Consider the following 12641-nt stretch of genomic DNA (forward strand, 5'->3'; position numbering starts at 1 on the left):
GACACGATGGCTAGTTCGCGGCGGCGTTCCCGTTCCCGCTCCGGTTCCGGCAAGGCGCTCTGGTGGCTGCTCAGCGTCGTCACCGTCGCAGGGCTCGCGCTCGCCGGCGTCGGACTCCGGACGCTGCCCGGCTCGCCGCTGTCGGCCAGCGCGGCTGGTTCGAACACCGGCACGACGAGATCGTCGGGCTCATCGGGCTCGCCCACCCCGTCGCCGAGCCCGTCCCTGCCGCCGCTCGCGATCCAACCCGCCAGCATCACGCTCAACGTCGAGGGCGACTTCTCGTGGGCGATGATCGACCGCCGAACCGGAAAGATCTCCGGCTCGAAGAACATGGCCACGACCAGCAGCACCGCCTCGATGATCAAGGCGTGGATCGGTGCCGACTACCTGCGCCGCGCGGCTGAAAACGGCCAGACGCCCAGCAACCTGCGCATTGAGCAGCTCCGCATCATGATCCGAGACAGCGACAACAACGCGGCGCAGACCCTCTGGGGTCAGGTCGGCCGCGCAGCCTCCACGCAGCGGATGATCAAGATGTGCAAGCTCACCGACAGTAAGGCGAACTCCAACTGGAGCATCACCGCCCTGTCGTCCCGCGACACCGCCCGCCTCGGCGCCTGCATCGCCGACGGCCGCGCCGCCGGCAAGAAGTGGACGAACTGGCTGCTCGACGAGATGCGCGCGGTACGCGGCGTCGGCGACTTCGGCATCCGCAAGGCGTTTCCGGACGACGTGTCCTCGACGATCGCCATCAAGAACGGCTGGGTGGTCCGTGACGCTTCCGGCGAGTGGGAGGTCAACTGCCTGGCGATCGGCGACAAGTGGGCGCTGGGCGTGATGACCCACTACCCGGCGAACCTCGGCTACGAGTACGGCGCCAAGATCTGCAAGGACGTGGCGACGAAGCTCAAGACGCCGACGGCCTAAGGAAGGACGAACTCCGGGCCGTGGTCCGGTAGCGGAGGAGTCTTGCCCAGCACCGCCGCGCGCTGGGCGAACTCGCGCAGCCCGGCGACCTGGCGCTCACCCAGCGAAAAGTCGAGCACCCGGAAGTACGAGGCGAGCGTCGCGGCGTCGAACGGCTCCCAGCGCGCCGCGCTCGCCGCCACCTCGTCGAGCTCGGCCAGGCACAGGTCGCGCGAGCGCAGGAACGACCCGTGCACCTCTTTCACCAGGCCGGGGTGCGCGTCGGCGAACTCGCGCCGGACCGCCCAGACCGCGAACACCATCGGCAGGCCGGTCCACTCCCGCCACGCCTGGCCGAGGTCGGTGACGGACAGGCCGCGGCGGGGCGCCTCGTACAGGGCCCGCAGCGCCGTATCGCCGATGAGCACGCCAGCGTCCGCTTCGAGCAGCATCTGGGTCAGGTCGGGCGGGCAGCTGAAGTACTCCGGGTTGGCCCCGTACCGCTCCGCGAGCAGCATCTGGGCCAGCAGTACGCCCGTGCGTGAGGTGGAGCCGAGAGCCACCTTCGCGTTGTCGAGGTCGGCGAGCGGCCGGGTGGAGACCAGGTTGACGGAGAGCACCGGCCCGTCGCTGCCCACCGCGAGATCCGGCAGGAGCAGCAGGTCCTCGGCGTTGCGTAGGTACTCGACCAGCGAGATCGGCCCAATGTCCAGGTCGCCGGCCACGAGGGCGGCGTTCAACCGGTCCGGGGAGTCCTTGTGCAGCTCAACATCGATAAGCGCGCCCGAGCGCATCAAGCCCCAGTAGATCGGTAGGCAGTTCAGAAACTGGATGTGGCCGACTCGCGGACGCCTCATGATCCCCACCGTATCGGCCGCTTCCGGGCGCGGGTCGGGCAGTCACCTCGGAAGTGGCCGACCGCACCTTTGGCGCCACCAGAAGCACCACGAGCAGCCCGGCCAGCCCGCAGGCGGCCACGAGCGGCCTCGGGTCGAAGCGTTCGAGCAGCAGGCCACCGGCGAGGAACCCGAAGATCCCGGCACCCTGGATCGCCGCGCCCTGCGCCGCGAACGCCCTCCCGCGGTCCGCCGCAGGCACCCAGTTCGCCATGATCATGGTGCTGAAGACGTTGAGCCCGCCGTTGAATACGCCGCCGAACAGCCATAACGGCACCAGCCAACCCCAGCTGGGCACCGCCGCACCGGCCAGGACCGCGACGCAGCACAGGCCGAGCATCAGCGTCAGCCCGTTGACCAGCGCGCCGTCGCCCCGCGCCCGCCGCGCCGGCCGGGCAAGCAGCCAACCGCCCGCCAGCATGCCGGCCGTCCAGGTCGCCTGGACCACCCCGAACACGGTCGTCGAACTGCCCAGCGTGTCCCGGATGAAGAAGACCTCGACGACGTTCACCGCACCGGCCCCGGCCACCGTCCCGGCGATCGCCACGGTCATCGCCAGCACGATCGGGTCCTGGCGCAACCGCCAACCGGGTCCGGGCACGCCGGCCGCCGCCGGCTTGGCCTTCATGCCACCTCCTCTTCGTGTACTGAGCAGCAGCCCCCGCCGCGGGTGCTAGGCGCGGCGATGCGGGAGTTTGGTCGAGCCGTACAAACGGCGGAACCGGATGACCGGCGCACCCGAGGGCGCCCGGACGGTCACGGCGCAATTCCTGGCGGTCCCGACCGACTGACGAGCCCGGCGCCATCGCCCGCGTCCTGGTAGTACTACAAACAGTTTGTAGTACAAGCTGTTTGTAGTACATTCGATCTGTGGCAATCATCGGACGCGCGACCGAACTGGCGGAGCTGGAGACGGCGTGGGCTCGCGCCAGTTCCGGCGCGCCGGAACTGGCGGTCGTTTGGGGACGCCGCAGGGTCGGTAAGACGTACCTGTTGAGCCACTTCGCCGATCGCAAGCGCTCCGTCTACTTCACCGCAACCCGTCAGGACACCGACGACCGCCAGCTGCACCGGTTCGCTGAGGCTCTACGCGAGCAGCTCGGCGACGAGGTGGCAGACCTCGCGCCGTCCACGTTCCCCTCCTGGGAAGCGGCGCTGCGGTTCGTAGCGGGCCTTGCCCGCGTGGAGCCCTTGCTAGTGGTGCTCGACGAGGCCCCACGCCTAACCGGCGGTCATGCGGACTTCGCAGACACGGTTTCTGCAGTGTGGGAGAACCACATCAAGAGCCAGCGACTGATGCTGGTGCTTACCGGCTCGGCAGTTGCGGTGATGGAGCACATGCTGGGTCCTCAGGGGGGCTTGCACCGCCGGGCCGGAGTCGAGCGGCGCATGGACCCTTTTCCACTTGTCGACGCGCGCGCATTTCAGCCCGACCTGTCGCCGACGGAGCTTATCGAGGCATATGCGGCCTGCGGCGGCTATCCATTGCACCTGGATCGCTGGTCAGCACAACGGTCCGTCGACGAAAACCTCGACGAAATGGCTTTCACCCCAGGCGGACTACTTCTTCGCGACGCTCCGGACATCCTCTCCGAAGATCTGGACTGGCGCGGGGGATACGAACGCGTCCTCACCGCTATGGCAGGCGGTGCACGGCGGCGGTCCAAGATCGCAGGGCGAGCGCAGCAGCGTATCGACTACACCCTCGACCGGCTACGCCGTGCCGGTTACGTGCGTGTGGTCCGTTCACTCGGCAGCGCCGGCTCGCCCGATCCTCTCTACGAAATCGCCGACGACTACCTCGCGTACTGGTTCGCGGTACTGCGCGATGACGCAGATCTAATCGACGGCGGCCAAGGCGCGGCTGTCAGGCGACGGACCTTTGGGCGCTGGCAGACGCACCTAGCCAGAGTCTTCGAGCACGCGGCCCGTAGTCACGCCCAGCGACTGGTGGCGACTGGCGAGTTCCCCAGCGACACCATCATCGGCCGATGGTGGAAGGACGAGACCGTCGAGATCGACGTGCTCGGGCTGACTGGTGATCAGCCCGCCTTCGTAGGAGAGTGCCGATGGCAGACCAAGCAACTTACCCAACGAGACCTCAGTGAGCTGCAGCGCCGAGCCGCCCATTTGCCGCCACCGGGTTCCGCTGGGCTCATATTCGCATTCTGGTCCCGTGGCGACGCGGACGAGACGTTGGCCAGCCATCCCGAAGTCCGTACGTTCACGCCCGCTGATGTCGTCGGCGCTGGTTAATTCGGTGGAGAGGGCAATCGGGGACGCGTAGGGTGGAGGGCCGCTTGACGGCCGAGGTGAGTAGCACCGCATTGGACGTCCCCGCGCCGCGGGCCGGCAACCCGGCCCCGGAAACGCGAGCGAGCAGCAGATGACCGATAGGAAGTCAGCGTGCCCGCATCCGACCTGGACACCGACCTCAAGAACGAACGCGAACACCTCACTTCGTCCCGTGCCGCACTGCGGCGAATGCGAGACCGGGCCGAGGCGCTGTTCGCGACCGGCGCGAACGTTGCCGGTGACGCGTACGCCGCCGAGACACTGGGGCGGACGCTCTCTCGGCGAGTGGCCGAGTTGGCCGACGACCCCACCATCCCGCTCTTCTTCGGCCGCCTGTGGTTCGGCGACGAGGCGCACCACATCGGACGGCGGCACGTCACCGACGACGTGGGCGAGCCGATGGTGCTGGACTGGCGGGCGCCGATCTCCAGGGCGTTCTACCGGGCGAGCGCCCGCGACCCGCGAGGTGTCACGGTGCGGCGGCGGTTCGGCTTCGCGGCCGGCGAGTTGACCAGCTTCGAAGATGAGCACCTCGACCGGGGCGAGGAGCTGGGCACCAAGTCGCGCATCCTGACCGCCGAGATCGAGCGACCGCGCGTCGGGCCGATGCGCGACATCGTCGCCACCATCCAGCCGGAGCAGGACGAGCTGGTGCGGGCGGACCTGGAGGACTCGATCTGTGTGCAGGGTGCGCCGGGCACCGGTAAGACGGCGGTCGGGCTGCACCGCGCCGCCTACCTGCTCTACCTGCACCGGGAGCGGTTGCGCCGCTCAGGCGTACTGATTCTCGGGCCGAACAAGGCCTTCCTGTCGTACATCTCGGCGGTGCTGCCGGCGCTCGGCGAGGTGGAGGTGCAGCAGAGCACCGTGGACGAGCTGATCGCCCGGGTGCCGGTGCGCGGGCGGGACGCTGCGCAGACCGCGGCGGTCAAGCACGACGGCCGGATGGCGACCGTGCTGCACCGGGCGTTGTGGCGGCACATCCGCAAGCCGGTCGAGCCGATGGTGGTGTCGGACGGCTCGTACCGCTGGCGGATCAGCGAGGAGGCGCTGCGCAGGGTGGTCGACGAGGCGCGCCGGGAGGGGCTGCCGTACGGGACCGGCCGGGAGCGGGTGCGCGCCCGCGTGGTGGGGCTGTTGCAACGGCAGGCCGAGGCGCGGCGGGCGGAGTCGCCGGGTGACGCGTGGATGCGGCGGATGTCGCGTGGCAAGCCGGTCACCGAGTTCCTGGACGCGGTGTGGCCGGCGGTCACGCCGGATGGGCTCGTCTTCGGGCTGCTGAGCGACGCCGGCGCGCTGGCGGGCGCGGCTGACGGCGTGCTGAGCGCCGACGAGCAGGAGCGCCTGTTGTGGACGGCCAAGCCGCGCACGCCGAAGGCGGCCAAGTGGAGCGCGGCCGATGCGGTGCTGATCGACGAGGCGGCCGGCCTGATCGAGCGGCCGTCGAGCTTCGGCCACGTGGTGGTCGACGAGGCCCAGGATCTGTCGGCGATGCAGTGCCGGGCGATCGCGCGGCGCAGCGAACACGGTTCGATCACGCTGCTCGGTGATCTGGCACAGGGCACGGCGCCGTGGGCGGCGACCGACTGGCGGGAGTCGCTGCGCCACTTGGGCAAGCCGGACGCGCCGGTGGTGCCGTTGACGACCGGTTTCCGGGTACCCGCCGTGGTGGTCGCACTCGCGAACCGCCTGCTTGCGCAGCTGGCTGTCGATGTACCCGAGGCTGTTTCTCTGCGCCAGGACGGCGAGCTGGAGATCAGGAAAGCATCCGATGTGGACGAGGCAGCGGTGGGTGAGGTGCGGGCGGCGCTGTCACACGACGGCTCGGTCGGGGTGATCGCGGCAGACGCGGCGCTCGACCGTGTCGGTGCGGCGCTGGCGGCCGCCGGTATCGCGGCCGGCACGCTCGACGAGCCGTCCGCGCGGGTGACCCTGGTACCGGCCAGCCTGGCGAAGGGTCTGGAGTACGACCACGTCGTGGTGGTGGAGCCGGCGCAGATCGTGGCCGCCGAGCCGCGCGGCCTGCACCGGCTGTACGTGGTGCTGACGCGGGCGGTATCGCGGCTGGCTGTGGTGCACGCGGAGCCACTACCGACTGCTATAGCGTAATCGCCGCAACGGTGTAATCATGTAATCATGCGTGAGAAGCTAGAGCCGCCCCCCGCCGACGGCGCGGCGGCATGGATCACCGGCGCACTGCCGGAGGGATGGTTCACCGAGCCACCCGAAGTGATCATCGACCGGGACGAGATCGTCGTGTACGGGCGGCTGCCCGAGCCGCAGCTCGCCGACGACGCGTCCGACGCCGACCGGACCGCCGCCGAGGCCGGCCGGATCAACCAGCACCGCGAAGACACCCGTGAACGCCGCATCAAGATCGCCCGCCAGGTCGAGCACAGGTACCAGCGCAAGGTCGCCTGGGGTGTGGTCTGCGGCAACACCCGCCAACTGTTCACCAACCTGTCCGCGCCGGTCATGACCCGGCTGCGCCAGCCCGAGCGGCAGGTGCTCGACACCCTGGTCGACGCGGGCGTGGCCCGCTCCCGGTCGGAGGCTCTCGCCTGGTGCGTACGCCTCGTCGGTCAGCACGCCAACAGCTGGCTCGACGAGCTGCGCGGCGCGATGGGCGCGGTGACGGAGCTACGGCGCCGGGGTCCCGAGATTCCGTAGCGCCGACGAAGGCCAAGCGCGGGCGCGCGGCGAGCCGAGCGCCCGCGACACTCCGCGGGCGGCCGCCCGCACGGCCGGAATGTAGGCACCGGGCGGCTCGCCGGCGGGCACCACGATTGACAGTGCCGCCACCGGCTCCTCGCCCGCCCCGAAAACCGGCGCCGCCACCGACAGCGCGGTCAGCTCCAGTAGCCGGTCGCTTATCGCCACACCGGTCCGGCGCACCTCGGCCAGCTTCCGGCGCAGGTCACGCGGGTTCGTGACGGTGTGCGGGGTGAACCGGGGCAGCGGACCCGCCAGCACCCGCTCCTGCACGTCCGGTTCGGCGTACGCGAGCAGCGCGAGACCGACTCCGGTGGCGTGCAGGGGCAGGCGCCCGCCCACGCGGGAGATCACTCCGATGGCGCCGCGCGCGCTGAGCCGTTCCAGGTACAGGGCCTCGGTGCCGTCGAGCACGGCGAGCTGCACGTTCTGGCGGGTCGCCTCGTACAGGTCCTCCAGGTAGGGCATCGCGTGCTCACGCAGCCCGAGACCGCGCGGCGCGAGCGCGGCGACCTCCCACAGGCGCAGGCCGATCCGGTACCGGCCCTCGTCGTCACGCTCCAGCGCGCCCCACGCGGCCAGCTCCCCGACCAGCCGGTGCGTGGTGGTCAGCGGCAGCCCGGCACGGCGGCTGAGCTGCGACAGCGTCAGCCGCGGCCGGTCCGGCCCGAACGCCTCCAGCAGCCGCAGCACCCGGGACGTGACGGTGGGCCCCATCGCACCATCATCGCTTCCGCTGAACGGAAGAGCCATGCCACCGGGGTACCGCGCGTTGGACGCTGCTGGCATGCGTACCCGGGTTGGCATCATCGGCGCGGGCCCCGCGGGACTGACCCTCGCCCACCTGCTCCGCCTGCACGGCATCGACTCGGTCGTCCTGGAGGCCCGCAGCCGCGAGTACGTCGAGCGGCGGGTCCGGGCCGGCGTCCTCGAACACCCCACCGTCGAGCTGCTGCGCGAGGCGGGCGTCGCCGAACGGCTGGACCGTGAGGGGATGCCGCACCACGGCCTGTCGCTGCGCTTCGACGGCGCCGACCACCGCATCGCGCTCACCGACCTGACCGGTAAGTCGATCACCGTCTACGGCCAGCAGGAGGTGGTCAAGGACCTGATCGCCGCGCGGCTGGACGCGGGCGAGCCGATCGCGTTCGAGGTCTCGGACGTGCGGCCGCACGACGTGGAGACCGACCGGCCGTACATCACCTACGTCGACGCGGACGGGACGCGGCGGCGGCTCGACTGCGAGGTGATCGCCGGCTGCGACGGCTCGCACGGGGTGAGCCACACCGTGGCGCCCTCGGCCACGCACGCCCACGACTACCCGTTCGCCTGGCTGGGCGTACTGGCCAAGGCGCCACCGTCACACAGCGAGCTGATCTACACGCACCACGAGCGCGGCTTCGCCCTGCACAGCATGCGGACCCCCGAAATCACCCGGCTGTACCTCCAGGTGCCGCCGGAGGAGCGGATCGAGAACTGGTCTGACGAGCGGATCTGGGACGAGCTGGGCCGCCGCCTTACCGCGGACGGGTTCACGCTCACCACCGGGCCGATCCTGGAAAAGGGCATCACGACGATGCGCAGCGTCGTCACCGAGCCGATGCGGCACGGGCGGCTCTTCCTGGCCGGCGACGCCGCGCACATCGTGCCGCCCACCGGGGCGAAGGGCATGAACCTCGCCATCCACGACGTGTCGGTGCTCGCGGAGGCGCTCGCCCGGTACTTTGGCGAGGGGCGCACCGACCTGCTCGACGCGTACAGCGACACCTGCCTGCGCCGGGTGTGGCGGGCCCAGCACTTCTCCTGGTGGATGACGTCGATGCTGCACCAGGCGCCCGGCGCCGACGACTTCCAGCGCCGGCTGCAACTGTCGCAGCTCCGGTACACCGCGACATCGACGGCCGCCGCGACCAGCCTCGCCGAAAACTACGTCGGCCTGCCATACAAATAACGAGCCGCCGAGCGGAGCGAGGCCGATAGTAGAGTCGGGCTGGGAGGCCAGCATGGCGCTGACGGACCTGCGAGACAAGCTCGTCGCCGACCTCGGCCGCGATGGTGTGATCGACGACCCGGCACACCTGCGCACGTACGAGTGCGACGCGCTGACCGGATACCGGGTGGTGCCCGCCCTGGTCGTCCTCCCCCGCGACGCCGGCGAGGTGGCCACGACCGTGCGGGCGTGCGCCGAGCACGGGGTGCCGTTCGTGGCCCGAGGCGCGGGCACGGGACTGTCTGGGGGCGCGCTGCCCACCGCCGACGGCGTCGTCATCTCGCTCCAGCGGCTGCGACGGATCGTCGAGGTCGACCCGGTCAACCGGCGAGCCGTCGTGCAGCCCGGCGTGACGAACCTGGACATCAGCAAGGCGGCCGCCGCGTACGGGCTGTACTACTCGCCCGACCCGTCGAGCCAGCAGGTGTGCACGATCGGCGGCAACGTCGCGGAAAACTCGGGCGGCGCCCACTGTCTCAAATACGGGTTCACGGCCAACCATGTGCTGGCCGTCGACGTGGTCCTCCCCGACGGCACATCGGCGCGGCTCGGCGGTGACGCGCCGCACCAGGCCGGCTTCGACCTGCTGGGCGCGTTCGTGGGCAGCGAGGGCACGCTGGGCGTGGTCACCGCGGTCGTGGTGCGGCTGCTACACACGCCGGCGACGGTACGCACGCTGGTGGCCGACTTCGAGTCGACCGAGACCGCGGGTGCCGCAGTGACGGCGGTGATCGCCGCGGGCATCGTGCCGGCCGCGATCGAGATGATGGACAACCTGGCGATCGAAGCGGTCAACGAGGCGGTGGACGCCGGCTTCGACCCGAATACCGCGGCGGTGCTCATCATCGAGCTGGACGGTCCGGCCGACGAGGTGGAGGAGCGGTTCGCCGAGGTGACGGCCGTGTGTACGGCGGCCACCCGGGTCACGATCGCGCAGGACGCGCAGCAGCGGGCCCGGTTCTGGCGCGGGCGGAAGGCGGCGTTCGCGGCGGTCGGCCGCCTGAGCCCGAACTACTTCGTGCAGGACGGCGTCGTGCCGCGTACCCGGCTGAGCGAGGCGCTGGCCCGGATCGCCGCGATGGCCGGCGAGGCCGGGTTACGGGTAGCGAACGTCTTCCACGCCGGTGACGGCAACCTGCACCCGCTGGTGCTGTACAGCGAGGCGGCCGGCGAGCACGAGCGGGCCGAGGCGCTCTCGTCCGCGATCGCGGAGCTGTGCGTCGAGCTGGGCGGCTCGCTCTCCGGCGAGCACGGCATCGGCACCGACAAGGCGTGCTCGATGCCGCGCATGTTCTCGGCCGACGACCTGGAAACGATGCAGCGGCTGCGGGCCGCGTTCGACCCGGCGGGGCTGTGCAATCCCGGGAAGATCTTCCCGACACCACGGCTCTGTGGTGAGCGGCCCGGACCGTACCGGCCGCACCCGCTGGAGGCGACCGGGGTGATCGAGCGCCTATGAGACCGGTGACGCTCGCGGAGTTGCGGGACGCGGTCCGGGACACGGACGGCCCGCTCCTCGCGCGCGGCGCCGGCACGGCCGCGGGGTGGGCCGGCACGCCGCTTCCCGGCGCCACCGAGATCGAGACGACCGGGCTGGACCGGCTGCTCACCTACAACCCGGACGACATGACGGTCGCGGTCGAGGCCGGAATGCCGCTGGCGCGCCTGCAGGCCGAGCTGGCATCGCGCGGCCAGCGGATCGCGCTGGACGCCGCCCGCGTACCGGCCGGAGCGACCGTGGGCGGGCTGGTGGCGACCGCCGACTCGGGCCCGTTGCGGCACAGCCACGGCGGCCCGCGTGACCTGGTGATCGGCGTGACCGTGGTGCTGGCCGACGGCACGGTGGCGCGCTCCGGCGGGCACGTCATCAAGAACGTGGCCGGGTACGACCTGGGAAAGCTGTTCTGCGGCTCGTTCGGCACGCTCGGCGTGATCACCGAGGTGGTGCTACGGGTGCATCCGCTGCCGCCGGCCACCCGCACCGTGGCGCTGCCGCGTGACGCCGCCGAGGCGCTGGACGCGGTTGGCCGGCTGCTCGCGGCGCGGCTCGAACCGGCGGCGCTGGAGTGGTGCGACGGCACGCTGCTCGCACGATACGAGGGTGGCCCGTCCAGTGTGGAGCGTCGCGCCGCGGCGACGCTGATCCGTCCTGGAGACAAGGTGCTGGACCCACCAGCCGAGGCCACCGCCTGGCGGCGCGTCCGCGAGGTGAGCGACGAGGAGACCGTGGTGCGCTGTGGCAGCCGCCCCGACCAGTTCCCGTACGTCGCCAAGCACGCGGCCCGCATCGCCAGCAGCGTGGCCGTCGGCGTGCACACCGTGGCGGTGGACGACGCGGCGGCTGTCGAACGGCTGCGCGCCGAGTTCGAGCACGTGACGCTCTGCCGCCGCCCGGCCGGCTCCGGCCTGCCGGCGTGGGGACGCCCGCACGCGGCGGTGCCGCTGATGCGGGCGGTCAAGCAGCGGTTCGATCCGGCGGGGCGGCTGGGCGCGGGCCGCTTCTCGCCGTGGTTCTAGGGAGGTGTGGCGTGAAGCGCGAACTGCTCGACGTGTGTGTCCACTGTGGCTTCTGCCTGCCCACCTGCCCGACGTATGTGCTCACCGGTGACGAGGCGGAGTCGCCGCGCGGGCGGATCTACCTGATGAGTCTCGCCGAACGAGGCGAAGCCTCCATCGGCGGCGCGTTCACCGAACACATCGACTCGTGTCTCGGCTGCCTCGCCTGCGTTCCGGCGTGCCCGTCCGGTGTCCAGTACAACCTGCTCATCGAGGCGGCTCGGCCACGCATCGAGGAAGAGGCGCCGCGCGACACCCTCTTTCGGCGGCTCGTGTTCGCCCTCTTCCCGTACCCGCGCCGACTGCGGGCCGCGGCGGTCTTCGGCGTGCTCTATCAACGCATCGGGATTCGCCCGACCCGCCTTCTGGCGAGGCTGCCGGCCCGGGCACGGGCGCTGGAGTCGCTGCTGCCGCCGGTGCGGGTACGCGATCTCTTCGCGCGGACACCGCGCGCGACGCTGCCGGCAGGGTCCGCGCGGAGGCGGGTCGCGTTGCTCACCGGTTGCGCCCAGAGAGTCTTCTTCGCCAAGGTCAACGCCGCCACGGTGCGCGTGCTGGCCGCCGAGGGGTGCGAGGTGGTCGCGCCGCGCGGGCAGGGTTGCTGCGGGGCGCTCAGCCTGCACAGCGGCCGCGACGAGGAGGCGCGCCGGTTCGCGCGGCGCACGATCGACGCGTTCGGAGACGGGTACGACGCGATCGTGGTCAACGTGGCCGGCTGCGGCTCGACGATGAAGGAGTACGGCGAGCTGCTGAGCGCCGATCCGGAGTACCGCGAGCGGGCCGCCGCGTTCGCCGCGAAGGTCCGCGACGTGACCGAGCTCCTGGCGGAGCTGCCGCCGGTCGCACCCCGACATCCGGTCGAGGCGCGGGTGGCCTACCACGACGCCTGCCACCTGGCCAACGCGCAGCGGATCACCGCCGAGCCGCGCCAGGTGCTCGCCGCGATCCCCGGTGTCGTGCTGGTCGACGTGCCGGAGGCGCAGATCTGTTGCGGCTCGGCCGGCGTCTACAACCTGCTGCAGCCGGAGGCCGCTGAGGAATTGGGCAAGCGAAAGGCGGCGAACCTCGCCTCGGTCGCGGCGGACGTCATCGCCACCGCCAACGCGGGCTGCCTGCTCCAGATCGGACGGTTCACATCGGACGGCACACCGATCGTGCACCCGGTCGAGCTGGTCGACGCCTCGATCCGCGGTACTGGGTCGAAATAGGTGGCACCCCGGTGTGGGTGCGTGCGGCCCACACCGGGGTGCCTGGCCGGCCTCGCAGATCTGGGGGAGGTTGCG

At 71.2% G+C, this 12641-nt stretch carries 11 protein-coding genes; 8 read left to right on the plus strand and 3 right to left on the minus strand.

All coding sequences use genetic code 11. The features are described from left to right. Positions 1–6: 6 nt before the first annotated feature. Entirely contained in the window at positions 7–930 is a 924-nt protein-coding gene (locus V6V89_RS04760) for a serine hydrolase (RefSeq protein WP_334617697.1), read from the plus strand. On the opposite strand, the gene V6V89_RS04765 is transcribed toward V6V89_RS04760, so the two are convergent. Together V6V89_RS04765 and V6V89_RS04770 are read right to left on the minus strand one after the other, a co-directional pair. Continuing rightward, entirely contained in the window at positions 927–1766 is an 840-nt protein-coding gene (locus V6V89_RS04765) for a menaquinone biosynthetic enzyme MqnA/MqnD family protein (RefSeq protein ID WP_334617698.1), read from the minus strand. The two genes, V6V89_RS04760 and V6V89_RS04765, sit on opposite strands and share 4 nt — an antisense overlap. Beyond that, positions 1675–2433: an MFS transporter gene (locus V6V89_RS04770; protein WP_334617699.1), complete on the minus strand. Its 759-nt coding sequence runs from the start codon at positions 2431–2433 to the stop codon at positions 1675–1677. The genes V6V89_RS04765 and V6V89_RS04770 overlap by 92 nt, the downstream gene beginning before the upstream one ends. Positions 2434–2675: 242 nt before the next feature. Between V6V89_RS04770 and V6V89_RS04775 the strand changes: the two genes are divergently transcribed. The 3 genes from V6V89_RS04775 to V6V89_RS04785 all read left to right on the plus strand — a co-directional run bounded on the left by V6V89_RS04775 (position 2676) and on the right by V6V89_RS04785 (position 6770). Further along, positions 2676–4061: an ATP-binding protein gene (locus tag V6V89_RS04775; RefSeq protein ID WP_334617700.1), complete on the plus strand. Its 1386-nt coding sequence runs from the start codon at positions 2676–2678 to the stop codon at positions 4059–4061. A 150-nt stretch (positions 4062–4211) separates the two neighbouring features. Next, positions 4212–6209 (plus strand): HelD family protein, encoded by a 1998-nt coding sequence (locus tag V6V89_RS04780; RefSeq protein WP_334617701.1) that lies wholly within the window; start codon positions 4212–4214, stop codon positions 6207–6209. A 27-nt stretch (positions 6210–6236) separates the two neighbouring features. Beyond that, a complete protein-coding gene (locus V6V89_RS04785; protein WP_334617702.1) occupies positions 6237–6770 on the plus strand; it encodes a hypothetical protein in 534 nt (177 codons plus the stop codon). On the opposite strand, the gene V6V89_RS04790 is transcribed toward V6V89_RS04785, so the two are convergent. Beyond that, positions 6741–7529 (minus strand): IclR family transcriptional regulator, encoded by a 789-nt coding sequence (locus V6V89_RS04790; RefSeq protein WP_334617703.1) that lies wholly within the window; start codon positions 7527–7529, stop codon positions 6741–6743. The genes V6V89_RS04785 and V6V89_RS04790 overlap by 30 nt on opposite strands. A gap of 70 nt (positions 7530–7599) precedes the next feature. Between V6V89_RS04790 and V6V89_RS04795 the strand changes: the two genes are divergently transcribed. From V6V89_RS04795 to V6V89_RS04810, 4 genes are read left to right on the plus strand one after another with little or no spacing between them, the layout of a single operon-like run. Further along, on the plus strand, positions 7600–8763 hold the full coding sequence (locus tag V6V89_RS04795; protein ID WP_334617704.1) for a 4-hydroxybenzoate 3-monooxygenase: 1164 nt from the start codon (positions 7600–7602) through the stop codon (positions 8761–8763). Positions 8764–8815: 52 nt separating this feature from the next. Beyond that, a complete protein-coding gene (locus V6V89_RS04800) occupies positions 8816–10261 on the plus strand; it encodes an FAD-linked oxidase C-terminal domain-containing protein (RefSeq protein WP_334617705.1) in 1446 nt (481 codons plus the stop codon). Next, on the plus strand, positions 10258–11319 hold the full coding sequence (locus V6V89_RS04805; protein WP_334617706.1) for an FAD-binding oxidoreductase: 1062 nt from the start codon (positions 10258–10260) through the stop codon (positions 11317–11319). Before V6V89_RS04800 ends, V6V89_RS04805 begins: the two co-directional genes overlap by 4 nt. A gap of 11 nt (positions 11320–11330) precedes the next feature. Then, positions 11331–12566, plus strand: coding sequence for a (Fe-S)-binding protein (locus V6V89_RS04810; protein WP_334617707.1), 1236 nt, complete (start codon positions 11331–11333; stop codon positions 12564–12566). Positions 12567–12641 lie beyond the last annotated feature (75 nt).

Origin of the sequence: Micromonospora sp. CPCC 206061, from assembly GCF_036906915.1 — a bacterium.
Lineage (GTDB): Bacteria > Actinomycetota > Actinomycetes > Mycobacteriales > Micromonosporaceae > Phytohabitans.

Coding starts and splice junctions, on each gene's coding strand:
- V6V89_RS04760 (WP_334617697.1), top strand. CDS start 7: ATGGCTAGTTCGCGGCGGCGTTCCCGTTCCCGCTCCGGTTCCGGCAAG.
- V6V89_RS04805 (WP_334617706.1), top strand. CDS start 10,258: ATGAGACCGGTGACGCTCGCGGAGTTGCGGGACGCGGTCCGGGACACG.
- V6V89_RS04765 (WP_334617698.1), bottom strand. CDS start 1,766: ATGAGGCGTCCGCGAGTCGGCCACATCCAGTTTCTGAACTGCCTACCG.
- V6V89_RS04770 (WP_334617699.1), bottom strand. CDS start 2,433: ATGAAGGCCAAGCCGGCGGCGGCCGGCGTGCCCGGACCCGGTTGGCGG.
- V6V89_RS04785 (WP_334617702.1), top strand. CDS start 6,237: ATGCGTGAGAAGCTAGAGCCGCCCCCCGCCGACGGCGCGGCGGCATGG.
- V6V89_RS04800 (WP_334617705.1), top strand. CDS start 8,816: ATGGCGCTGACGGACCTGCGAGACAAGCTCGTCGCCGACCTCGGCCGC.
- V6V89_RS04790 (WP_334617703.1), bottom strand. CDS start 7,529: ATGGGGCCCACCGTCACGTCCCGGGTGCTGCGGCTGCTGGAGGCGTTC.
- V6V89_RS04795 (WP_334617704.1), top strand. CDS start 7,600: ATGCGTACCCGGGTTGGCATCATCGGCGCGGGCCCCGCGGGACTGACC.